The sequence below is a fragment of the Kineococcus auxinigenes genome, assembly GCF_050871525.1.
Classification (GTDB): domain Bacteria; phylum Actinomycetota; class Actinomycetes; order Actinomycetales; family Kineococcaceae; genus Kineococcus.
Map to the genome: position 1 here is coordinate 27,619 of NZ_JBKBCT010000022.1, position 22,747 is coordinate 50,365.

A 22,747-nucleotide genomic window follows, 5' to 3' on the forward strand; every position below is an offset into this window, starting at 1 on the left:
CGCTCACCGCGGCACGGGCACGGCGCCGAGCACCGAGTCCAGCACCGCGTCCACGCTGACGCCGTCCAGCTCGGCCTCCGGGCGCAGCTGCACCCGGTGCCGCAGCGTCGGCCGGGCCAGGTCCTTGACGTCGTCGGGGGAGACGTAGTCGCGGCCCGACAGCCACGCCCACGCCCGCGCCGTGGCCAGCAGGGCCGTCGCCCCGCGCGGGGAGGCGCCCAGCGCCAGCGAGGGGGAGGAGCGGGTGGCCCGGCACACGTCGACGACGTAGCCGAGCACCTCCCGGGAGACCTGCACCGCGCGCACCGCGCGGGTGGCCAGCTCCAGGTGCGCGGGGGTGGCCACGGCCCGCACCCCGGCGGCGGCCAGGTCGCGCGGGTCGAAGCCGGCGGCGTGCCGGGCCAGCACCTCCACCTCGTCCTCCCGGGCGGGCAGCGGCAGGGTCAGCTTCAGCAGGAACCGGTCCAGCTGCGCCTCGGGCAGCGGGTAGGTGCCCTCGTACTCCACGGGGTTCTGGGTGGCGGCCACGATGAACGGCGACGGCAGCGGGCGCGGCACCCCGTCGACGGACACCTGCCGCTCCTCCATGGCCTCCAGCAGCGAGGCCTGCGTCTTCGGCGGCGTGCGGTTGATCTCGTCCGCCAGCAGCAGGTTCGTGAACACCGGGCCCTCCCGGAAGCTGAACCGGGCGGTCTGCGCGTCGTAGACCAGCGAGCCGGTCACGTCGCCGGGCATGAGGTCGGGGGTGAACTGCACGCGCTTGGTGTCCAGCTCCAGCGCCGCGGCCAGCGTGCGCACCAGCAGCGTCTTGGCCACGCCCGGCACGCCCTCCAGGAGCACGTGCCCGCGGCACAGCAGCGCGATGACGAGGCCGGTGACGGCGGGTTCCTGGCCCACGACGGCCTTGGCGACCTCCTGGCGCACCGCTCGCAGCGCGTCGCGGGCCTCCTCCACGCCGGGGCCGTCGGCCGGTGCCGCGACCGCGGGGACGGCGGAGGCGGCGGTGGCCCCCGCCGCGCGGCCCACCGGGCCGGTCGTGCCGTTCGAGGGGGCCGTCGTGCCGTCCAGGGGGGTGCTGCCGGGCTGTCCTGCCGGGGTGTCGCTCACGTGCTGCCCTTCCGTGCGGGGGAGTCGGGGTGTCCGAGGGGGGAGCCGGTCAGGTGCTGCACGCGCGCACCCGCCGCTCCAGGTCGTCCAGGTCGGTGGCCAGCCGCACCAGCGCGGGGTCGTCGGCCGGTGCGGGCCCGTCCAGCAGGGCCAGGACCTGCTGCGCCGGGGTGCCCGTCAGCCGCGCCACCTGGTCGGCGACGTCGCCGGCGCCCGCGGCGGCGTCCAGCCGCACCACCAGCCGCAGGCGCCGCAGCGTCGCCGCGCGCAGCGCCCCGGCGGCCCGGTCGCCGGCCCGGGCGCCGGCGTACAGCCGCCCGTGCCCCTCGACGGTCTCCGCGGCGCGCACCACCACCGGCAGGGGCTCGCTCACCAGCCGGCCCAGGCGCCGGCCCCGCCACAGCGCGGTGGCCAGGCCGGCCACCAGCAGCAGCGCGCCGGCCGGCGCCACCCAGCCCGGCGCCAGGGACGTCAGCGGCACCACCGGGAACTCGGTGTCCAGCGGGTCCGGCAGGTACCAGACGACGGTCGGGGAGGCGCCCAGCGTGCGCAGCGACAGCGCCGCGTCGCCCTGCAGGGCGGCGTAGCGGTTGGTCAGGACGTCGCCCTGGCCGAGCACGACGAGCTCGGCGCGGCCGGTGGCCGGGTCGGCGGGCAGCCGCACGTAGGAGCCGCCGTAGCAGGTGGTGCCGTCGGTGCCCGTGCGCAGCGCGTACGTGCGGCCCCCGGCCCGCGCGGCGCCGGCCGCCGCCGGGGCGGGGGCGTCGCAGCCCGGTCCCAGCACGCGCGCGTCCCGGGTGCCGGTCGCGCGCACCCCCTCGGCCACGTCGCCCAGGGCGTCCAGGGCGGTGTCCGTGGGCTCGACGAGCACCAGCCGGGCACCCGCGGCGGCCAGCGCCTCCCAGCGCTCCCGCGCCAGCAGCTCGGGGTCGGTGACGAGCACGGTGGTGCCCGGGCCGCCCTCGCGCACCGCGGTCAGGGCGGTGTCGAAGGTGCGTTCCTGGCGCACCCGCACCCCCTGCTGCTGCAGGACCTGCGCGACGGCCCGGGCGCCCTGCGGGGCGGTGGAGTCCGCCGCCAGGGCCTCGCGCGAGGTGCGCGGGGTCAGCAGGGTCAGCAGCAGCACCAGGGCCACCACGAGCGCGGCGACCAGCAGCGGCCCGCGCCACGCCCGGCGGGGACCGCCCGCGCCGGCGGGACCGTCCAGGGGGCCCGCCGCGCCGGTCGCGGGAGCGGAGAGCGCGCTCACCGCCCGGCCCCGGCCCCGGTCCCGGCACCGGGCGCCACCGGGTCGAGGGGCCGCGCGGCGGCCACCTCCTCGAGCACCCGGCGCAGGTCGGCGTCGGTGGCGGCCGAGGCCGGCCGCCCGCCGTAGCGCACGTCGTCGAAGGCCCGCGCCGCGCGGGTCAGGCCGGCCGCGCACCCGGGCAGGGCCGCGGCGGCCTCCACGGCGACCTCGTGCGCGGTGCGCCCGGGGCGCCTGTCCAGCAGGGCCCGTTCCTCCAGGGAGCGCACCAGCGCCCGGAACCGCTCGGCCACCGCCACGTCCCAGCGGCCCGCCGCAGCGGCCTCGTCCGCGCGCTGCACGTGCGCCGACGCGGGCTCCGGCCCGGCCTCGAAGACCTCCTCGGCCCGTTGCGCGCCGCCGCTGCGGCGCAGCGGCCCCGCCACCAGCAGCACCACCACGACGACGGCGACCAGCAGCACCACCACGACGAGCACCGCGGTCAGGCCGGTGCCCACACCCGGCACCTGCACCTCGCTGAGCCGCTGCACCAGCCAGTCCCAGGCCCGCACCAGCCACGAACCGGACTCCTCGCGGTACTCGCGCCCGGCCAGCTCCTCGGCGAGCAGGCGGCGGGCCTCCTCGCGCCCGGGCAGCACCGGCGCGCCCGCGGCGGGCAGCGCGCTCACCCGCCCGAGGCGGCGCGGTGCAGCTCCACGTCCAGGCCCTCGCGCCGCACCCGCAGGTCCACGTACACCAGCGCGGTCACCGACGCCAGGAAGGGGTACCCGACGACCGAGCCGACGATCGAGCCCAGCGTGCCGACGCCCTGGGAGAGGACCAGGCCGGTCCACTCGGCGGTGGTCGTGCTCAGCGCGGCCGCCAGGAAGGTGCCCACCAGCGTGAACGGCGTGGCGACCGCCGTCACCAGCACGCCCACCACCACCGCCGTCAGCAGCAGGATCCCCAGGGTGCGCCAGAACGAGCCGCGGGTCAGGCGCCACGAGCGGCCCAGGGACCGGCGCACGGACAGCCCCTCCAGCAGCAGCACCGGCGTGGCCATGGACCACTTCACCCACAGCCACAGGGCGATCGCCACCCAGCCCAGCAGCCCCACCAGCAGCAGCACGGCGCCGGTGGCGGTGGCCGCCGCGCCGTCGGCCAGCGCCAGCACGCCCACGCCGGGCAGCACCGCCACGACCCCGGCGGCGCTGGCGAGGGTGACGAGCACGGCCAGCAGCAGCAGACCGCCCAGCCGGCGCCGGCTCGCCCGCCACAGCTCGCCCAGGGAGATGGTGCGCCCCAGCACGGCACGGCTGACGCTGAGGATGAGCATGCCGTTGAGCACCTGCACGGCCACCACCTGCAGCAGGCTGCTCACCACGACCAGCGGCACGGACGTCTGCAGGGCGTCGAGCACCTGCGCAGCGTCCCCGGTGCCCGTCTCCAGGCCGGTGGTGGCGCGCACCAGGTCCTGCGTGGCCACGACGGAGGCCACGAGCGTGACGACCGAGGTGACGACGACCACGAGCGCGGACAGGCCCACCATCACGCGCGGGTTCTGCCGGAAGGCGCGGAACGCGCCGTCCCAGATCTCGCCGAGGCCCAGGGGGCGCAGCGGGACGATGCCCGGCTGCGCGGCGGGGGCGCCCGGCCCGCCGGGCGCGTCGCGCCAGCCGGCACCCGCCCAGCCGTCGCCGGCGGGCGCCCCGGGGCCCGGGGCGCCGGGGGCCTGCGGTGCGGCGCCGCCCGGGGTGCCGTCCGGCCCCTCGCCCCACCCGGGGGAGGCCCACCCGCTGCCCGGCTCGTCCGGGCCCTGCCACTGGCTCATCGACCCTGCCCTCGATCGTCCTGGGCCCATCGTGCCAGAGGCCCTGCGGCGCGTCGGCGGACCGCTGCGGGGCCCTGCCGGGCGTGGCCACGCCCCCGACCGGCGCCGCGGCGGGCAGGATGGCCCCATGAGGGGACGCGTGCTGGTGGTCGACGACGACACCGCCCTCGCCGAGATGCTGGGGATCGTGCTCCGGGGCGAGGGCCTGGAGACGCGGTTCTGCGCCGACGGCGACGCGGCGGTGGAGGCGTTCCGGGCCACCCGCCCGGACCTGGTGCTGCTGGACCTGATGCTGCCGGGCACCGACGGCATGGAGGTGTGCCGCCGCATCCGGGCCGAGTCCGGGGTGCCGATCGTCATGCTGACGGCCAAGGGCGACACGGTCGACGTGGTGCTGGGCCTGGAGGCGGGGGCCGACGACTACGTCGTCAAGCCGTTCAAGCCGAAGGAGCTGGTGGCGCGGGTGCGGGCCCGGTTGCGCTCGGCGGGCGAGCGCCCGCCGGAGACCCTGCGCATCGCGGACCTGACCATCGACGTGGCCGGGCACTCGGTGCGCCGCGAGGGGCGCCCGCTGCCGCTGACGCCGCTGGAGTTCGAGCTGCTGGTGACGCTGGCGCGCAAGCCGTGGCAGGCGTTCACCCGCGAGGTGCTGCTGGAGCAGGTGTGGGGGTACCGGCACGCCGCCGACACCCGGCTGGTCAACGTCCACGTCCAGCGGTTGCGCTCGAAGATCGAGCGCGACCCGGAGCACCCCGAGATCGTCGTGACGGTCCGCGGAGTGGGGTACCGCGCGGGACCGCTGTGAGGGCGCCCGGCGCGCTCGGCCGGCCGCGCGGCGCACGGGCGCTGCGGGTGCGCGCGCTGCGGCGCGGGGCGCTGCGGGGCGTGCTGCGCCGGTGGCGCGGTTCGCTGCAGCTGCGCGTGGTGGCCACCACGACCGCGCTGGGCCTGCTGGTCGCCGTCGCCGTCGGCACGTACCTGCTGGACGCCGTCGCCGACGGGCTCGTGGAAGAGCGCCGGCGGGTGGCCCTGGCCGACGCTGCGCGCGCCGCGGCGACGGCCCAGGCGCAGTTCGACGCCTCCACGCCGCGCACCGCCGCCGACGTCGAGCAGCTCGCCGGCGACGTCGTCTCGGCGCTGGAGGGCCCCGGGCCGGACCGGCTGCGCGGCGTCCTGCTGCTGGGCGCGGGCGGGAGCGCCGAGGGGGCCGCCCCGGTGCGCGACCTCGCCTCGGAGGGGCTGTCCCCGGCCGGCGTGCCGGCCGGGCTGCGCCGGGCCGTGACCTCCACCGACGTGCAGCAGGTGCAGCTGGTGGACCTGTCCGGCGGCACCGGCGCGCCCAGCCTGGTGGTCGGCTCCACCGTGACGCTGCCGCGCGCGGGGGAGCGCGAGCTGTACTTCGTGTACCCGCTGACCAGCGAGCAGCGCACCACCGCCCTGGTGCGCAGGACGTTCGCCGGCGGCGGCCTGGCCCTGGTGGTGCTGGTGGGCACGGTGGCGTGGGTGGTGACCCGCCTGGTCGTGCAGCCGGTGCGCGAGGCCGCCGGCACCGCCGAGCGCCTCGCCGGCGGCCGCCTGGACGAGCGGATGCGGGTGCGCGGCAGCGACGACTTCGCCCGTCTGGCCGGCGCCTTCAACGAGATGGCCGCGGGCATGCAGCAGCACATCGGCCGGCTGGAGGAGCTCTCGCGCCTGCAGCAGCGGTTCGTCTCGGACGTCAGCCACGAGCTGCGCACCCCGCTGACCACGATCCGCATGGCCGGGGAGGTCCTGCACGACGCGCGCGCGGGCTTCGAGCCGGTCGCGGCGCGCTCGGCGGAGCTGCTGATGACGCAGCTGGAGCGCTTCGACACCCTGCTGGCGGACCTGCTGGAGATCAGCCGCTTCGACGCGGGGGCCGCCGCCCTGGAGCCGGACCCGCAGGACGTGCGCACCCTCGTGCACCGCGTGGTGGACTTCACCGCGGCCCTCGCCGAGCGGCGCGGCAGCGCCGTCCTGGTCTCCGAGCCGGCCTCGCCGTGCACCGCGGAGGTGGACGCCCGGCGCATCGAGCGGGTGCTGCGCAACCTGCTCGGCAACGCCGTGGAGCACGGCGAGTCCCGCCCCATCGAGGTGACCGTGGTGTGCGACGAGCGGACGGTGGCGGTGGGCGTCCGCGACCACGGCGTCGGGCTGGCCCCGGCGCAGCTGCCGCGCGTCTTCGACCGCTTCTGGCGGGCGGACCCGGCGCGGGCGCGCACGACCGGTGGCAGCGGGCTGGGCCTGGCCATCGCGCTGGAGGACACCCGGCTGCACGGCGGCCGGCTGGACGTGTGGGGCAGCCCCGGGCACGGCTGCCACTTCGTGCTCACGGTGCCGCGGGCGGCGGGGCGGCCGCTGCGCTCGATGCCGCTGCCGGTGGTGCCGGTGGGCTGGCGCGAGCCCGTCGCGGCGCTGCCCGCCGGCCGTGCCGTCGTGCCGGGGGGCGCGCCGTGAGCGGGACCGGTGCGCGCGGCGCCCGCCCGCCGCGGCGCGCGGTGGTGGTGCTGGCGCTGGCGGCGGCGACCGGGTGCGCGGGGCTGCCCCGCTCCGGCCCGGTGGTGGCCGGGTCCCGGGTGCAGGCCGACCCCCGCCTGGGCCTGCTGCAGGTGGTGCCGAAGGGGCCGGTGGACGGCGCCGGGCCGGTGGAGGTGGTGCGGGGCTTCCTGCTGGCGGCGGCGGCCGGTGCGGCGGAGAAGGCCGTCGCCCGCGAGTTCCTGTCCGTCCCCGCGCGCCGCACCTGGCGCCCCGACGTGTCCACGACCGTGCTGGGCGAGGACCCCGCCGTGGAGCTCACCGACGGCCCCCACCCCGACGGCACCGCCTCGGTGCGGGTCTCGGCGCCCGCGCTGGCGGACGTCGACGCCGGGGGCCGCTACGCGCAGCGGCCCCCGGGGGCCCGGCTGGAGCGCACGCTGCACCTGGTGCGCGAGGACGGGTGCTGGCGCGTGGACGTGCCGGGCGACGGGCTCCTGCTGACGCAGCTGGACGCCGCGCGGTCGCTGCGCCCGTTCCCGGTGCACTTCGCCACCACCGCCGGCGCCGCGCAGCTCGTGGGGGACGTGCGCTGGTTCGCCTACGACTCCTCCACGGCCACCCGGGTGGTCACCGAGCTGCTCGCGGGACCCTCGGCCTGGCTGGCGCCGGCCGTGCGCAGCGGCGCCCCGGCGGGAACCGGGCTGCGCACCGGCACGGTGCCCCTCTCCGGTGCCGTGGCGGTGGTGGACCTGACCGCCCCGGCGCTGCGCACCACGCCCGAGCAGCGCGCGCTGCTGCTGGCCCAGCTGCGCGCCGGCCTGACCCGGCTGCCGGGCGTGGAGGAGGTCGCGGTGCGCGTGGAGGGGGCTGAGCTGACGCGCGAAGCGGGGCCCTCGCCCCTCGGGGACCCGCCGGGAGCGCCGCCGGTGCCCGACCCCCGGCTGGTGCTGGCCGGCCCGGCGGGGCCCTCGCGCTGGGCCGCCGGCGCCGTGCGTCCGGTGCAGGGCCTGAGCGCGCCGGGCGCGGCCGCCGGCGTCGAGCACCCCGCGGCCGCCGGGGACGGTTCCTGCTGGGCCTGGCTGGTGCGCGGTGGTGCCACCCTGGTGGTCCAGCGGTCCGCGGCGGGCGGGGCGGGCCCCGCGGTGTCCCTGGGGGCCGGCTCGGTGGCCGGTGCCGCGCAGGGGTTCGCACCGCCCTCGATCGACCGGCACGGCTGGGTGTGGGCGGTGCCGTCCGCGCCGGGTGCCGCGCCCGCGGTGCTGCCCTCCGCGGACCCGCGCACCGCCCCGTCCGCGGTGGAGCCGCCGGCCGGCGGCCTGGGCGGGCGCGTCGTGCGGGCCCGCGCCTCGCGCGAGGGGGCCCGGCTGCTGGTCCTCGCCGAGGACGGCGAGGGGGTGGTGCGGGTGCGGGTGCACGCCGTGGTGCGCGGTGCGGACGGGCGCCCCGCACGGCTGGGGGCCCCCTCGCCGGAGCTGGTGCCCGGTGCGGGCCGCGTGCTGGACGCCTCCTGGCTGGGCCAGGACCGGGTCGCCGTGCTGGTGCGGCCCGCCGGCGAGGACCCGGTGGTGCTGCTCGTGCAGGTGCTCGGCCCCTCCCGGCGGCTGGCGCCGGTGCCGGGCGCGGAGTCGGTCGCGGCCGGCGCGAGCGAGCACGACCTCGTGGTCGGCACGGCCGACGGCAGGCTGCTGGTGCGCAGCGGAGCGGGCTGGTCGCCCCTCGCCCCGGGACGGCACCCCTCCTACCCGGGGTGAGACCGGCCGGCCGGGGTGGGACGCACGACCGTGCCCGCCGCCGCGCGGCGCGCCGCGGGATCCACCGGCCGCCGCAGCGCCCGGCGCGGGCGCCGGCCCGTGGACGGCGGGCCGCCCGGGCGGGCGAGGGGGCAGCCTGCCGAGGTGCCCCCCGACGCGCTCGACGCCCCCACCGGTCCCGGGCCGCTGCTGCGGGCCGCCGCCGACCTGCTGTGGCAGGCCGCGTGCGGCGGGTGCGGCGGGCCGGGCACGGCCTGGTGCCCCGCCTGCGCTCGCACCCTCGCCGCCGGGCCGGTGGTGCTGGAGCTGGCCGACGGGACCCCGCTGCGCGCGGCGGCACCGCACGCCGGTCCCGCCCGCGAGCTGCTGCTGGGGGTCAAGGAGCGCCACCGCGCCGAGCTGCGCCCGGTCGCCGCCGCCGCGATCGCCGCCGCCGTGCGGGCGCTGCCTGCGCCGGGTGCCCCCGTGAGCCTGGTGCCGGTGCCCTCCCGCCGGGCCAGCCGCCGCGCCCGCGGCGGCGACCTCGTCGCCGACCTCGCCGCCCGCGCCGCCGCCCGCGAGCGCGCCGCGGGCCGTCCCACGGCCGTGGCGCGGGTCCTGCGGGTGCGCCGCGGGGTGGCCGACCAGACCCTGCTGCGCGCCCGCGAGCGCCGGGTGAACCTCGCCGGCGCCTTCGGCGTGCGCGGCCCCGTGCCGGCCGGCCCGTGCGTGGTCGTGGACGACGTGGCGACCACGACGGCCACCGCCACCGAGGCGGTGCGGGCGCTGCGCGCGGCCGGCGCGGCCGTCGTCGGGGTGGCCTGCCTGACCGCCGCCGCCTCGCCCGTCCTCGCCCCGACCGCCCCCGCCGGCGGGGGCGCGGCGCGGTAGACGTGGGCATCGAGGGGGTGGGGGGTCTAGCGTTGGTGCATGGCAGCCGGATCCGGCGTCAGGCCGGTCTCGCCCCCGGCGGTGCCCGACGGTGCGCGCGCTCCGCGCGGCGCTCCCGGCGGGCCCTACCGGCTGCCTGTGCTGAGCACGCTCCCCGGGGAGCCGCTGCACGGCACGAGGTGACGGTCCGAGGCGGGCCGGCCCCTCGGCCGGCGCCGCCCAGCGAGCGAGGGAGGCATCCCGTGGAAGTTGTGGTCACCGGACGGCACACCGAGGTCAAGGAGAGGTTCCGCCACCACGCCGAGGCGAAGCTGGAGAAGGTCACGCAGCTCGCCCCGCGCGCCCAGCGCGTCGACGTGGAGCTCTCGCACGAGAACAACCGCCGCCAGCTGGCCAGCTGCGAACGGGTGGAGATCACCGTGCGGGACAAGGGCCCCGTCGTGCGCGCCGAGGCGTGCGCGGACGACCCGTACGCCGCGCTCGACCTGGCCACCACCAAGCTCATGGAGCGGTTGCGGCGCTCCCGCGACAAGCGGAAGGTCCACCACGGCCGGCGCCGGCCCGAGAGCGTCCGCCAGCCGGCGGCGCCGGGTCTGAGCGACGAGGCGCTGGCCGGGGCCGCCGCCGTCCCGGCGGACCACACGCCGGCCGACCTCGACGTCCCGACCCCCGTGGCCCTGGCCGGATCGCGACCGCCCGGGGAGGACGTCGACCCGGTCGACGACGCCGCCGACGCCTCGCCGGTCGTCATCCGGGAGAAGACGCACGAGGCCAGGCCCATGACCCTGGACCAGGCCCTGTACGAGATGGAGCTCGTCGGCCACGACTTCTACCTCTTCGTCGACGCCGCCACGGGCCGCCCCAGCGTGGTGTACCGCCGGCGCGGCTGGGACTACGGCGTCATCCACCTCGACGTGCACGAGGACGCCGCGGGAGCGGCGGGCTCGGACGGCGCGGCCCGCGCCGGTTCCGACGCCGCGCTGGCCGCCGTGGCCGCGGGACTGCGCTGAGCCGGTCCGGCCGGGCCTGAGCCGACCCGGCCCGGTCCGGCAGCGGGCGGGCCGGCGGGGTGCCACCCCGCCGGCCCGTCGTGCGGCACGGGCGGTGCGCGTCGCGGACGGTGCGCGCGGCGCGGGCGTGCCAGGATCCCCGGACGGCGGTCCACCCGCCGTCGTCACGAGGAGGAACGGTGCCCAGCAGCAGCCCGCAGGCGGGGACCGACGCGATCCGCGTCGTCGTCGTCGACGACCACTCCCTGTTCCGCCGCGGCCTGCAGATGGTCCTGTCCACCGAGGACGACATCGACGTCGTCGGCGAGGCGTCCGACGGCGCCGAGGCGGTCGGGCGCGTGGAGGAGCTCCTGCCCGACGTCGTCCTGATGGACGTGTGGATGCCGCGCCGCTCCGGCATCGACGCCTGCGCCGAGATCAAGGCGGTGGCCCCCTCCACCCGCATCCTCATGCTCACCTCCTCCGAGGAGGAGGACGACCTGTTCGCCGCCGTCCGCGCCGGCGCCAACGGCTACCTGCTCAAGGACGTGCCCGCCGAGGAGGTCGCCGACGCCATCCGCGCCGTCGTGACCGGCCAGTCGCTGATCACCCCGAGGATGGCCGACCTGCTGCTGGGGGAGTTCGCGGCGATGCGCCGGCGCGACGAGGAGCGCAGCCTGGGCGTGGTGGGCACGCCGCGCCTGAGCCCGCGCGAGCTGGACGTGCTGCGCCTGCTGGCCCGGGGGATGGCCAACCGGGAGATCGCCGGCCACCTGGGCATCAGCGAGAACACCGTCAAGAACCACGTGCGCAACCTCCTGGAGAAGCTGCAGCTGCACTCGCGCATGGAGGCGGTCGTCTACGCGGTGCGGGAGAAGATCGTGGAGCTGTCCTGAGCGCGCCGGCCGGCCCGGCCGCCGTGGAGGAGATCGGCGCGGCCGAGGCGCGCCGGGCGGCGCTCGCGGCTCAGGGCTTCGCCGCCCGCCGCCCGGCGGCTCCCGGCGCCGCGCACGTGGCCCGCGTGGTCGAGCGCCTGGGCGTGGTGCAGATCGACTCGGTGAACGTGCTGTGCCGCAGCCACTACCTGCCCTTCTTCAGCCGACTGGGCCCCTACCCGGCGCAGCTGCTCGACCGCGCGGCGCAGCGCCCGCCGCGGCGGCTGGTGGAGTACTGGGCGCACGAGGCGTCGTTCGTGGCGCCCGCCACGCACCGCCTGCTGCGCTGGCGGATGGCGCGCGCCGCGCAGGACGCGTGGGGCAGCGTGCGCAGCGTCGCCGTGGAGCAGCCGGAGCTGCTGGACGCGGTGCTCGAGCACGTCGCCGCGCACGGCCCGGCCACGGCCCGGCAGGTGGAGGCGGCGCTCGCGCCGGGCGGCACGCGCCCGGGCGAGCACTGGGGCTGGAACTGGTCGGCGGTGAAGCGGGCCTGCGAGCACCTCTTCTTCGCCGGCCTGCTGTCCGCGTCCGGGCGCACGCCGCAGTTCGAGCGCCGCTACGACCTGACCGGCAGGGTGCTGCCGCCGGGGGTCGCCGCGGCGCCGGACCCCGACCCGCAGGAGGCGGTGCGCGCCCTGGTCGCGACCGCCGCGCGGGCCCTGGGCGTGGCCTCGGAGCCGAGCCTGCGCGACTACTTCCGCTTGCGCCCGGAGCAGTCGCGCCCGGCCGTGCAGCAGCTGGTCGAGGCCGGTGAGCTGGTGCCGGTGCGGGTGCGCGGGTGGGCCTCCTCGCAGCGCCGGCCGGTCTACCGGCACGTGGACGCGCGGGCGCCGCGGGTGCGCGCCCGCGCGCTGCTGACCCCGTTCGACCCGCTGGTGTGGCACCGCCCGCGCACCGAGGAGCTGTTCGGGGTGGCGCTGCGGCTGGAGTTCTACGTGCCGCGCGAGCGGCGCGTGCACGGCTACAACGTCCTGCCGTTCCTGCTGGGGGAGCGGATCGCGGCGCGCGTGGACCTCAAGGCGGACCGCGCCGCCCCCGGTGGGGTGCTGCGCGTCCCGGCGGCGTGGGGCGAGCCGGGGGCCCCGCCGGGCACGGCGCAGGAGCTGGCCGCCGAGCTGGGGGACCTGGCGCGCTGGCTGGGGCTGAGCTCGGTGGCCGTCGCCGGGCGCGGGGACCTGGCGGAGGCGTTGTCAAGGGCCGTGGGGCGTTCGGGTCACGTGGAGGCGTTCGGCTCAACGTGAGCCGCGCGGCGTCCGACACACCTGCCGTGGACGTCTCCGAGGTGACCCCCGGCCGCCTCGGCGAGGCCGGCGACCTGCTCGAGCGCGTGCTGGCGGAGCTGTCCGGCACCGACGGCGAGCAGGACGTGCTGGTGCGCGCGGCCTCGGTCGTCGCCGACCTCGTCGACGCCGACGTGGTCGCGGTGTGCGAGGGCGGTCACGTCCGCGGCGGCGTGGGGCTGGGCCGGCGGTTCCTGCCGGAGCGCGGCCTGGCGCGCGTGGTGCGCGACGGCGGCGGCACCTTCGCCGTGCCGGGGCTGGGGCGGGTGCGCGCGGTGGTCGTGGAGGTGCCGGACCTGGTCGACGTGCGCATCGTGGTCGGGCGCGTGCACGACGGGCTCGTGGACCCCTCCCACCTGCGCGGGGTGGAACTGGTGGCCCGGTTGCTGGGGCTGGTGGTGCTGGCCGGGCACGGGCGCGCGCGCGAGCGGTCGCAGCGCCGCCAGGACGCCCTCGGCGCCGCCGAGCGCACCCGGCTGCAGCGGGCGCTGGCCCAGCGCGAGCAGGTGCTCACCACGTCGGTGCGCTTCCAGCGCGCCGTCGCCGGCCGCCGGCCCCTGCCGGAGCTGCTGCTGCAGATCGCCGCGAGCTCCTCGCAGCTGCTGGACTCCCGGGCGGTGTCCCTGGTGCTGGCCGACCCCCGCTCGCAGATGCGCCTGCGCGTGGTCGCGGCCGTGGGCGACCCGGCGATCGCGCCGGAGCGGGCGCTGGCGGCGGCCGCGGGGGTGGAGGGCTTCGGCGTGGTGGTGGGCGGCGCGGGCCCGGCGGCCGCGTCGGTGCACATCAACGGACGGGGCGTGGGAGCCCTGGTGGTGGAGACGGGGGCCGAGCCGCTGGACGCGGTGGGCGCCACGGTCCTGCGCGCGTTCGCCGAGCACGCCAGCACCGCGCTGAGCCACGCCGACACGGTGCGCGTGGTCGAGGCGGCATCGACGGACTCCCTGACGAACCTGCCCAACCGCGCGACGCTGCTGCGCCACCTCGAGGTCGCGCTGCGCGCCTCGGCCGGCGACGGGCTGGGGGCGGCCGTCCTGTTCATCGACCTGGACGGCTTCAAGGCGATCAACGACTCGCTGGGGCACGCCGCGGGCGACGAGGTCCTGGGCCGGGTGGCGCGGCGGTTGCGCCGCTGCCTGCGCGGTGACGACTTCGCCGCCCGGCTGGGCGGCGACGAGTTCGCCGTGGTCGTGCGCAGCCACGAGCCGGAGCGCGCCGCGCAGCGGCTGGCGGAGCGGGTCTGCGCGGAGCTGACCGCACCGGTGGAGGTGCACGGCCGGTCGGTGCGGGTGGGGGCGAGCATCGGCCTGGCGGTCGCCGCGGAGGGCGTCGGGGCGGGTGAGCTGCTGCGCCGCGCGGACAGCGCCATGTACCGCGCCAAGGCCCAGGGGCGCTCCCCGGCCGGTGCCGGGGACCCCTCGCAGGGCACGGTGGTGGTCTTCGCGCCGGACGTGCACGACGCGGACGTCCTGCGGCGCCAGCTGGAGTCGGACCTGCAGCGGGCGGTCGACGAGGAGGAGTTCGAGCTGGTGTACCAGCCGCTGGTGCGGCTGTCCGACGGCGCGGTGGTGGGCCTGGAGGCCCTGCTGCGCTGGCGGCACCGCACCCGCGGGGTCCTGGAGCCGGGCGCCTTCCTGGCGGGCGCGGAGCGCTCGCCGGCGGTGGACGCGCTGTGGCGCTGGGTGCTGCGCGCGGCCTGCGAGCAGGCCGTGCGGTGGCGTCGCCAGTCCCCCGACCTGTCGCTGACGGTGAACCTCTCGTCGCAGCACGCGCTGTCGCGCTCGGGGCCGCAGGACGTCCTGCGCGCGCTGACGGAGACGGGCCTGGAGCCCGGCGCCCTGGTGCTGGACGTGCCGGCGCAGGTGCTGTCGGCGGACCCGGACGTGCTCGCGGCCCGGCTGGCGCAGCTGCGCGCCACGGGTGCGCGGATCGTGCTGGACGACTTCGCCGTCGCCGACCACGTGCCGGCGGGGACCGCGGGGTCCTCGCTGGCCGCGCTGCGCTGGCTGCCGGTCGACGGGCTGAAGCTGGACCGCTCGCTGGTCGCGGAGCTGGACGGCGACCAGGCTCCGGCGGCGGTGGCCGCGGTGCGCACCCTGTGCGAGCTGGGCGCCGCCCTCGACCTGGGCGTCGTGGCGGAGGGCGTGGAGAGCACCGGGCAGGTGCGCGCGCTGCAGGAGGCCGGGTGCGTGGTGGCCCAGGGGCTGCTGCTGGGGGGGCCGCGCCCGGCGGGGGAGGTGCCCGCCGCGCTGCGCGAGGGCGCGGCGGGCTCGGTGCCGGTGCCGGTGCAGGTGGTGCCCCCGCGGGACGTGCGACGTCTGCTGGGGCGCTCGGGGTGACCCGGGGTCGAGCGCACGGTGAGCGCTGTGCGACGCAGCGCCACCGGATCGGTCCGTCCGTGCGCTCCGCGGTGGCCCGCCGTCGCTAGACTGCTCCCGTGCCAGCCATCGTCGAGAAGGTCCTCCGCGCCGGCGAGGGCCGCGTCGTCAAGCGTCTGCACCGCATCGCGGGGCAGGTCAACGCGCTCGAGGACGACTTCACCGCCATGTCCGACGCCGAGCTGCGCGGGGAGACCGACCGCTTCAAGGAGCGCCTGGCCGGCGGGGCGACCCTCGACGAGCTGCTGCCGGAGGCGTTCGCGGTGGTGCGCGAGGCCGCCCGCCGCACGCTGGGCCAGCGCCACTTCGACGTGCAGCTCATGGGTGGCGCCGCCCTGCACCAGGGCAACATCGCCGAGATGCGCACCGGCGAGGGCAAGACCCTCGTGGCGACGCTGCCCGCCTACCTCAACGCCCTCACCGGCGAGGGCGTGCACGTCATCACGGTCAACGACTTCCTCGCCGAGTACCAGAGCGAGCTCATGGGGCGCGTCTACCGCTTCCTGGGGATGACCAGCTCCTGCATCCTCTCGCGCATGCGCCCGGAGGAGCGCCGGGCCGCCTACGCCGCCGACATCACCTACGGCACGAACAACGAGTTCGGCTTCGACTACCTGCGCGACAACATGGCCTGGAACAGCTCCGAGATGGTGCAGCGCGGGCACCACTTCGCCATCGTCGACGAGGTCGACTCCATCCTCATCGACGAGGCGCGCACCCCGCTGATCATCTCGGGCCCGGCCGACCAGCCGACGAAGTGGTACAGCGAGTTCGCCAAGATCGTCCGCCAGCTGAAGATCGAGGTCGACTACGAGGTCGACGAGAAGAAGCGCACGATCGGCATCCTCGAGTCCGGCATCGAGAAGGTCGAGGACCTGCTCGGCATCGACAACCTCTACGAGAGCGTCAACACCCCCCTCATCGGCTACCTCAACAACGCCGTGAAGGCCAAGGAGCTCTTCAAGCGCGACAAGGACTACGTCGTCTCGCCCAAGGGCGAGGTCCTCATCGTCGACGAGCACACCGGCCGCATCCTGGCCGGGCGCCGGTACAACGAGGGCATGCACCAGGCCATCGAGGCCAAGGAGGGCGTGCCCATCCAGAACGAGAACCAGACGCTGGCCACGATCACCCTGCAGAACTTCTTCCGCATGTACGAGAAGCTCTCCGGGATGACCGGCACCGCGATGACCGAGGCCGCCGAGTTCCAGCAGATCTACAAGCTGGGCGTGGTGTCGATCCCCACGAACCGGCCGGCGATCCGCGTGGACCAGCCGGACCTGGTCTACAAGAACGAGAAGGCCAAGTTCGCCGCGGTCGTGGAGGACATCGCCGAGCACCACGCCACGGGCCAGCCCGTCCTGGTCGGCACGACCAGCGTGGAGAAGAGCGAGTACCTCTCCTCCCAGCTGAGCGAGGCGGGCGTCCAGCACACCGTCCTGAACGCCAAGCAGCACGACCGCGAGGCGTCGATCGTCGCCCAGGCGGGCCGCAAGGGCGCGGTCACCGTCGCCACGAACATGGCCGGCCGCGGCACCGACATCATGCTCGGCGGCAACGCGGAGTTCCTGGCCGTGGCGGCCATGAAGGAGCGCGGCCTCGACCCGGACGAGTCGCCGGAGGAGTACGAGGCGGCCTGGCCGGACGTGCTGAAGCAGGCGCAGGAGTCGGTGCGGGCCGAGCACGACGAGGTCCGCGACCTCGGCGGGCTGTACGTGCTGGGCACCGAGCGGCACGAGTCGCGCCGCATCGACAACCAGTTGCGCGGCCGCTCGGGCCGTCAGGGCGACCCCGGTGAGTCCCGCTTCTACCTGTCGCTGACCGACGACCTCATGCGGCTGTTCAACGCGGCGCTGGTGGAGTCCTTCCTGACCCGCACCGGCATCCCGGAGGACGTCCCCATCGAGTCGAAGATGGTCTCGCGCGCCATCCAGAGCGCGCAGGGCCAGGTCGAGGGCCGCAACTTCGAGATCCGCAAGAACGTCCTGAAGTACGACGACGTCCTCAACCGCCAGCGCGAGGTCATCTACGCCGAGCGCCGCAAGGTGCTCGAGGGCGAGGACCTGCACGAGCAGATCCGCCACTTCATCGACGACACCGTCACCGCCTACGTGGTGCAGGGCACCGGCAAGGGCTTCGGCGAGGACTGGGACCTCGAGGCCCTGTGGGCGGCGCTGCGCACCCTGTACCCGGTCTCGGTGACCCCGCAGGAGGTCGTGGAGGCGGCCGGTGGTCGCGGCAACCTCACGGTGGAGCGGCTGCTGGAGGAGATGCGCGCCGACGCGCAGGCCTGCTACGACGCCCGCGAGGAGGAGCTCGGCGCCCCGGCGCTGCGCGACCTGGAGCGCCGCGTGGTGCTGTCGGTGCTGGACCGCAAGTGGCGCGAGCACCTGTACGAGATGGACTACCTGCAGGAGGGCATCGGCCTGCGGGCGATGGCCCAGCGCGACCCGCTCGTGGAGTACCAGCGCGAGGGCTACCAGTTGTTCGTGGCGATGACCGACGCCATCAAGGAGGAGTCGGTCGGGTACCTGTTCTCCCTGAAGGTGCAGCCGGCCCCTCAGGCGGGCGCGCCGGCGGTGGCGCCGGGGTTCGAGCAGCCCGCCAGGCGGCAGCTGCAGTACACCGCTCCCACGGCGGAGGGCGACGTCGAGGTGCACGCGGGCGACTCCTCCAGCACGGACGCCCCCACGGGCAACCGCGCCCAGCGGCGCGCCGCCGAGCGCGAGCGCGCCACCGACTGAGCACCCGTCGCGCCGAGGGCCCGCCCCCGCTCCGGGAGCGGGCCCTCGGCGTCGCGGGGGGTGGGCGTCGGAGCGCGGTCAGCCGACCTCGAGGGCGGTGACCCGCCAGCGCCCGTGCCGGCGTTCCACGCGCAGCGCCAGCGCGCGCACCCGCTCGCCCACCCGGACGACCGCGCTGACCTCCACGGCCCCGTCGTCCAGGCCGCAGGGCAGCACGCGCAGCACCTGCGGTCGCGGGCCGGGTCCGGCGCCGCGCAGCCGCGCCGCCAGGACCGCCCGGCGCTGGACGTCGGTGTAGACGTCGGCGGCCGACCAGCGCAGCAGCTGCTGCGGCGGCCGGTGACCGCTGAGCACCTCCAGGAGCACCACCAGGTAGCCGCGCGTCCAGCCGCCCACCTCGGGCAGGTCCGCCGGTGCGGGCGAGCGCGGGTGCCGCCGCGGCAGGTCGAGCTCCAGGACGCCCTGGTCGGGGCTCAGGTGCGTCAGCACCGACAGCACGGCGCCCGGCTCACCCGCCAGGGGCGGTGCGGCGAGAGGGACGGGGTAGCGGCGGATCCGGTGGACCGCCGGCCGGGTGGGGGCGGGAGCGTCGACGAGCAGGGCCGCGGTCGCGGGCACGGGGTCCTCCTGGCGAGGTCGGTGGTGGTGGGGTGGGCAAGGAAGGGCGGGCCCGGTCAGGGCAGGCGCAGCACCTGACCGGGCAGCAGCACGTCGGGGTCCTCCCCGATCACGTCGGCGTTGGCCGCGTACAGGCGCTGCAGCTCGTGCAGGACGTCCGCGTCGCGGGCGCCGGGGCCGCTCAGCTCGCGCGCCAGCGACCACAGGCTGTCGCCGCGCTGGACCACGAGATCGGCGCCGGCTCCGGACGGGCGGACACCGCCGGGCAGTTCGGCGGGGGGCAGGACCGGTGCGCCGCGCGGTGCGGGCAGGAGGTCGGGCAGGGACGCCCACGCCGGGTCGACGTCTCCGGTGGACCCGGGGCTCACGAGGTCGGCCGGCAGGTCCGCCGGCACCACCGGGCCCGGTTCCTGCGGGGCGGCTGCGGCCCAGCCGGCCTCGGGGCCGCGCGGTGCGGCGGAGGCGGCGGAGGCCACACCGGTGCCCAGCGCCAGCCCGACGACCAGCGCGACGACTCGGCGCACCGGGGCTGGCGCCGCCCGGGTCGCGGCCGGCACCACGGGCGCGCGCCGGCCCCGGGCGGCCGCGGAGCGCTCGCGGGCCTCGGCGACCGCGGCCAGCAGCACGCTGCCGGCCAGGGCGAGCAGCAGCAGGCAGGCGGCGGTTCCGCACAGGGCGGTGAGCAGGTCCGCGGTGCTCGCGGTGCCCGCCGACGCCGAGCGGACGGCCGGCGCGCTCAGCACGCCCACGCCCGCGGCCGCGCCCACGGGCAGCGCCGCCAGCGCGGCGCCGACGGCCAGGACGGCGCCGGTCCGTCCGGCCGCTGCCGGGTGCCGTTCGAGCACTGCGGCCTCCTCGGTGGTTGAACACTGCACTTGATGGCTGTTGAGCCGAGAGAGTGTCGTTTGGTGTCGTTTGGTGCGACTTGTCTACCGGCAAGATCGCCCTCAGGGCCAGCACGGCGCACGCACACCCCTCGTTCGGCGGTGTGCACCTGACCGGGTGTGAGCACCCGTAGCGTGCAGGGGTGCGCTGGGACGACCTCTTCGAGGACCTCGACGCCCGGCTGAGCCACGCCCGGCGGCTGGAGCGGGACGCCGAGGTGGCCGATAGGCGGGACGACGACGTCGCCTCGGTGGACCTGCTCGCCCGGCTCCTGGCCACCGACGGGGAGCTCTCCCTGCAGCTGCTCGACGGCAGCTGGGTGGAGGGGCGCGTCCGCGCCGCGGGTCCGGGGTGGGTGCTGCTGTCGGCCGGCTCGCCGGTCCGGCGCCAGGTGCTGGTGCCCACGGCAGCGGTCTGCGCCGTGCGGGGCCTCTCGGCCGCCAGCCTGCCGCCCGGTGCCGTGGTGGCGCGCCGCTCGCTGCTCCTGGCGCTGCGCGCGCTGGCGGCGGCGGGTGAGGGGGTGCTGGTGCGCACCCGGGCGGGGGACGTGCGCGGACGCCTGGCCCGGGTGGGGGCCGACCACGTCGACGTGCTCGTCCGCGCCGGGGTCGATCAGTCGGTGGTCACGGTGCCGTTCGCCTCGTTGCTGAACGTCACCGAATCGAGCTGAGCCGGCGGGACGCGCGGCCCACCGGACGGGCGGTCCTCAGGTGCGCGGCGCGCCGTGCCCCTGCTCGGCCTGCACGCTCTCGCGCGTCTGGGCGTACATCCGCTCGATGTAGGCCTCGAGCTGCGACTCCTCCACCCTCCACTGCCCGCGGCCACCGACCTTGATGGCCGGCAGGTCCCCGCTGCGCACCAGGGCGTACGCCTGGGCGGCGGAGATCGCCAGCGTCTCTGCGACGTCCGCGAGCGGGAGGAAACGGCTGGGCACGGTGCCTCCTGTTCGGGTGCAGGGCGGTCGCCGCCGGTGACCGGCGGCGACGCGCATCCTCGCACGCCCTCCCGTGACCGCAGGCCCGTTCGGGTGACCTGTGGACGACGGCGCGGAGGGCCGCGCCGGTGCGGTCACCATGTGCCCGACGCGGCCGGGAGGTCCGGCGCGGGTTGGGGGGATGCGGGTGCGGACGGCGACGGCTCCACCGACGGCTCGGCGGCGCGGGCAGGCTCCGGACGCGCCCGTGCGGGCGCGTCGCCTGCAGGCGCCGACGTGGCGCGATCCACGGCTCCTGGTCGGCATCGCCCTGGTCCTGGGGTCCGTGGTCGTCGGTGCCCGCACCGTCCAGGCCGCGAGCGCCACCAGCGGGGTGTGGGCGGTGTCGAGCCCGGTCGGCGCCGGCACCGCCCTGGGGGAGGCCGAGCTCCACGTCGTCCAGGTCTCGGTCGACGCGGCGACGGCCTCGGCGTACCTGCCGGCCACCGAACCGCCGGTCGCCGGGTGGGTGGCGCTGCGCGGGCTGTCGGCGGGGGAGCTGCTGCCCCGCGCGGCCGTCGCCCCCGCCGCCGACCTCGCCGAACGCGCGGTCAGCCTGCCGATGCAGGGAGCCCTCCCGGAGGGCGTGCGCACCGGGGCGCTCGCGGACGTGTGGGTCTCGTGGCCGCAGGACGCCGCCCCGGCAGGTTCCGCGGGTGCGCCGTCGCAGCCTCGACCGGAGCAGCTGGCGGAGGCCGTCGAGGTGGTCGCCGTGCGGCAGCGCTCCGCTGCGCTGGCCGGGGCCGCGGGTGCCGACGTGGAGGTCCTGGTGCCCCAGGGCGTCCTGCCCTCCGTGCTGAGCGCGCTGGCCGTCGAGGCCGCCGTGGTCCTGGTGCCGCTGCCGGGCGGGGCCGGGGGCGGTTCGTGAGCCTGCCGGTCCTGGTGGCGGTCCCGGGTCCGGACGAGGCCCGCCTGGTGGCCGGCTGGGAGCCGCTGCGCCGTGAGGTGGTGGTGGTGCGCCGCTGCGCGGACCTGACCGAGGTGCTGGCCGCGGCAGCTGCGGGACTGGCCCGGGTCGCGGTGCTCGGGGCGGACCTGCCGGGTGCCGACGCCGAGGTGGTCGACGCCCTGCGCCGTCACGGGACCGGGCTGCTGGTCCTGCTGCCCGGCGGCGGGACCGCCCCCGCGCTGGAGCACCGGTGGCGGGCGTTCGGCGCGCGCTCCTTCGCCGCCGCCGGCGACGAGCCCGCCGCGCTGGCCCGGGCGGCCGCCGTGGTCGCCGAGGCGGTCCGCTCCGAGGGCCGGTCGGGCGGCGCGCCCGTCGATCCGGCGCCCACGGGTGCGCCGGCGCCGGAGGGCACCTGGACCCCCGGCGGTGCAGCGGCAGGCGTCGGCCGCACCGTCGCCGTGTGGGGCCCGCACGGCTCGGCCGGCAGGTCGACCGTGGCGGTGAACCTGGCCGCCGAGCTGGCCGCGGCCGGCGCTGGGACGGTCCTGGCGGACCTCGACACCCGGGGCGCCTGCGTCGCCCAGCTCCTGGGGCTGCTGGACGAGGCTCCCGGGCTGCTCGCCGCGGTGCGTGCCGCCACGGAGGGACGCCTGGACGCGCGGGCGCTGCACCGGTGCGCGAGCCTGGTGCTGCCCGACCTGGCCGTGCTGACGGGGTCCCCCGACCCGGGCCGGTGGTCGGAGGTGCGGCCCGTCGGGTTGCGCCGCGTCCTGGAGGTGGCGGCCGGCAGCGCCGAGTGGCTGGTCCTGGACCTGCCCGGCGGCCTGGACGAGGACGACGGTGAGGCGGTCCGCGACTCCGCGACGGCGGTCGCGCTGGAGGCCGCGGACGTCGTGCTGGTGGTGGGCGCCGCGGACCCCGTGGGTCTGCAGCGGTGGATCCGCGCGTGGCAGAGGGTCGGTGACGTGGCGCCCGGCACCCCGGCGGTGGCGGTGCTGAGCCGGGTGCGCGCCTCGGCCGTCGGGGCACCGGCCGCACGGCGCGTGGCCTCGGCCGTCCACCGCTTCACCGGTGTCGACGACCTCGTCCTGCTGCCGGAGGACCCCGCTGCGGACCAGGCCCTGCTCGCCGGCCGGACCCTGCACGAGGTGGTTCCGCGCAGCCCCCTCCGGCGGGTCCTGCAGGAGCTGGCCCGGCGCCTGGAGGACTCGGTGCCGGTGCCGAGCCTGCTGGAGGTGCCGGTCGACCTGGCGGGGATTTGACCCGGTGGTGGGGTGTCGTTAACGTAGTGGACACACCGCGCAGCGGGGAGCAACGGACGGGCGACCGGCCGGTTCTCGCTGGTAGGTGGTAGGGCGTTGATCCTCTTCCATGATTCTTCCGCTGGGTGCTTCAGTGCGTCTGGTGACGGGTCGATGGTGTGGGGGTTGCCCGCTTCGGCTGGCCGGGACCACCCGGTGGCTGGGGTAGGGTGGTGACACCGACAAGCGCAGTGACTGGGCCGCTTCCGTAGGGGGTGGCTGGTTCTGGTGCGTCCGGTTCTTGAGAACTCAACAGTGTGCCAAGTGTTGATGCCAAATCAATCAACCCCGTGGCAGCTCACCTGTTGTGGGTGGGTTGTTGGGGATTCCTTTGGTGTTGTTCCTCCATCCTCCTCGCCAGGGGGGTGGGGGTTTCGAGATCAGAGGTCAAACTAAGCAAGTCAATTGCCTGACGCGTCTGCCGGTCGTTGTGCTGGTGGGGTGTTTATGGTTTTTTCGACGGAGAGTTTGATCCTGG

At 77.3% G+C, this 22,747-nt stretch carries 19 protein-coding genes; 12 read left to right on the forward strand and 7 right to left on the reverse strand.

Going from position 1 to position 22,747, the window contains the following annotated elements:
- Positions 1-3 precede the first annotated feature (3 nt).
- The 4 genes from ACRYR9_RS08610 to ACRYR9_RS08625 form a co-directional block, all read right to left on the reverse strand.
- Positions 4-954, reverse strand: a complete 951-nt coding sequence (locus ACRYR9_RS08610; RefSeq protein ID WP_432496167.1) for an AAA family ATPase — start codon at positions 952-954, stop codon at positions 4-6.
- Positions 955-1,156: 202 nt separating this feature from the next.
- Positions 1,157-2,356: a DUF4350 domain-containing protein gene (locus ACRYR9_RS08615; RefSeq protein ID WP_432496117.1), complete on the reverse strand. Its 1,200-nt coding sequence runs from the start codon at positions 2,354-2,356 to the stop codon at positions 1,157-1,159.
- Positions 2,353-3,021 (reverse strand): DUF4129 domain-containing protein, encoded by a 669-nt coding sequence (locus tag ACRYR9_RS08620; RefSeq protein WP_432496119.1) that lies wholly within the window; start codon positions 3,019-3,021, stop codon positions 2,353-2,355. The genes ACRYR9_RS08615 and ACRYR9_RS08620 overlap by 4 nt, the downstream gene beginning before the upstream one ends.
- The gene (locus tag ACRYR9_RS08625; protein WP_432496122.1) at positions 3,018-4,163 is read right to left on the reverse strand and encodes a glycerophosphoryl diester phosphodiesterase membrane domain-containing protein; all 1,146 of its coding nucleotides are present in this window, start codon (positions 4,161-4,163) and stop codon (positions 3,018-3,020) included. Before ACRYR9_RS08625 ends, ACRYR9_RS08620 begins: the two co-directional genes overlap by 4 nt.
- 127 nt (positions 4,164-4,290) lie before the next feature.
- On the opposite strand from ACRYR9_RS08625, the gene mtrA reads away from it, so the two are divergent.
- The 9 genes from mtrA to secA all read left to right on the forward strand — a co-directional run bounded on the left by mtrA (position 4,291) and on the right by secA (position 17,603).
- The gene (gene mtrA, locus ACRYR9_RS08630) at positions 4,291-4,968 is read left to right on the forward strand and encodes an MtrAB system response regulator MtrA (RefSeq protein ID WP_432496125.1); all 678 of its coding nucleotides are present in this window, start codon (positions 4,291-4,293) and stop codon (positions 4,966-4,968) included.
- Positions 4,965-6,638 (forward strand): MtrAB system histidine kinase MtrB, encoded by a 1,674-nt coding sequence (gene mtrB, locus ACRYR9_RS08635; protein WP_432496127.1) that lies wholly within the window; start codon positions 4,965-4,967, stop codon positions 6,636-6,638. The genes mtrA and mtrB overlap by 4 nt, the downstream gene beginning before the upstream one ends.
- Positions 6,635-8,410 carry an LpqB family beta-propeller domain-containing protein gene (locus ACRYR9_RS08640; protein ID WP_432496130.1) on the forward strand — a complete coding sequence of 592 codons (1,776 nt, stop codon included), beginning with the start codon at positions 6,635-6,637 and terminating at the stop codon, positions 8,408-8,410. The genes mtrB and ACRYR9_RS08640 overlap by 4 nt, the downstream gene beginning before the upstream one ends.
- Before the next feature lie 144 nt (positions 8,411-8,554).
- Complete coding sequence (locus tag ACRYR9_RS08645; protein WP_432496133.1) at positions 8,555-9,280, forward strand: ComF family protein; 726 nt, start codon at positions 8,555-8,557, stop codon at positions 9,278-9,280.
- A 242-nt stretch (positions 9,281-9,522) separates the two neighbouring features.
- Entirely contained in the window at positions 9,523-10,290 is a 768-nt protein-coding gene (gene hpf, locus ACRYR9_RS08650) for a ribosome hibernation-promoting factor, HPF/YfiA family (protein WP_432496135.1), read from the forward strand.
- A 179-nt stretch (positions 10,291-10,469) separates the two neighbouring features.
- On the forward strand, positions 10,470-11,165 hold the full coding sequence (locus ACRYR9_RS08655; protein WP_432496137.1) for a response regulator: 696 nt from the start codon (positions 10,470-10,472) through the stop codon (positions 11,163-11,165).
- Positions 11,166-11,188: 23 nt separating this feature from the next.
- Positions 11,189-12,445, forward strand: coding sequence for a winged helix-turn-helix domain-containing protein (locus tag ACRYR9_RS08660; protein ID WP_432496139.1), 1,257 nt, complete (start codon positions 11,189-11,191; stop codon positions 12,443-12,445).
- A gap of 26 nt (positions 12,446-12,471) precedes the next feature.
- Positions 12,472-14,820 (forward strand): putative bifunctional diguanylate cyclase/phosphodiesterase, encoded by a 2,349-nt coding sequence (locus ACRYR9_RS08665; protein WP_432496142.1) that lies wholly within the window; start codon positions 12,472-12,474, stop codon positions 14,818-14,820.
- 98 nt (positions 14,821-14,918) lie between these two features.
- On the forward strand, positions 14,919-17,603 hold the full coding sequence (gene secA, locus ACRYR9_RS08670; RefSeq protein WP_432496145.1) for a preprotein translocase subunit SecA: 2,685 nt from the start codon (positions 14,919-14,921) through the stop codon (positions 17,601-17,603).
- A 78-nt stretch (positions 17,604-17,681) separates the two neighbouring features.
- Here the strand turns inward: secA and ACRYR9_RS08675 are convergent, their stop codons facing one another.
- Both ACRYR9_RS08675 and ACRYR9_RS08680 read right to left on the reverse strand, forming a co-directional pair.
- On the reverse strand, positions 17,682-18,221 hold the full coding sequence (locus ACRYR9_RS08675) for an Rv3235 family protein (protein ID WP_432496148.1): 540 nt from the start codon (positions 18,219-18,221) through the stop codon (positions 17,682-17,684).
- Between the two features lie 56 nt (positions 18,222-18,277).
- Positions 18,278-19,066, reverse strand: coding sequence for a LysM peptidoglycan-binding domain-containing protein (locus ACRYR9_RS08680; protein WP_432496151.1), 789 nt, complete (start codon positions 19,064-19,066; stop codon positions 18,278-18,280).
- A 182-nt stretch (positions 19,067-19,248) separates the two neighbouring features.
- On the opposite strand from ACRYR9_RS08680, the gene ACRYR9_RS08685 reads away from it, so the two are divergent.
- A complete protein-coding gene (locus ACRYR9_RS08685; protein WP_432496154.1) occupies positions 19,249-19,776 on the forward strand; it encodes a hypothetical protein in 528 nt (175 codons plus the stop codon).
- A 36-nt stretch (positions 19,777-19,812) separates the two neighbouring features.
- Here the strand turns inward: ACRYR9_RS08685 and ACRYR9_RS08690 are convergent, their stop codons facing one another.
- Positions 19,813-20,040, reverse strand: a complete 228-nt coding sequence (locus tag ACRYR9_RS08690) for a helix-turn-helix domain-containing protein (RefSeq protein WP_432496157.1) — start codon at positions 20,038-20,040, stop codon at positions 19,813-19,815.
- A 247-nt stretch (positions 20,041-20,287) separates the two neighbouring features.
- Here ACRYR9_RS08690 and ACRYR9_RS08695 point away from each other — a divergent pair, with 247 nt between their 5' ends.
- Positions 20,288-20,947 (forward strand): hypothetical protein, encoded by a 660-nt coding sequence (locus ACRYR9_RS08695; protein WP_432496161.1) that lies wholly within the window; start codon positions 20,288-20,290, stop codon positions 20,945-20,947.
- Entirely contained in the window at positions 20,944-22,230 is a 1,287-nt protein-coding gene (locus ACRYR9_RS08700; RefSeq protein ID WP_432496164.1) for an AAA family ATPase, read from the forward strand. Before ACRYR9_RS08695 ends, ACRYR9_RS08700 begins: the two co-directional genes overlap by 4 nt.
- The last annotated feature ends 517 nt before the right edge of the window (positions 22,231-22,747 follow it).

Excerpts from the sequence above, each read along its gene's own strand:
- ACRYR9_RS08625 (WP_432496122.1), bottom strand. The coding sequence starts at position 4,163 with ATGAGCCAGTGGCAGGGCCCGGACGAGCCGGGCAGCGGGTGGGCCTCC.
- mtrA (WP_432496125.1), top strand. The coding sequence starts at position 4,291 with ATGAGGGGACGCGTGCTGGTGGTCGACGACGACACCGCCCTCGCCGAG.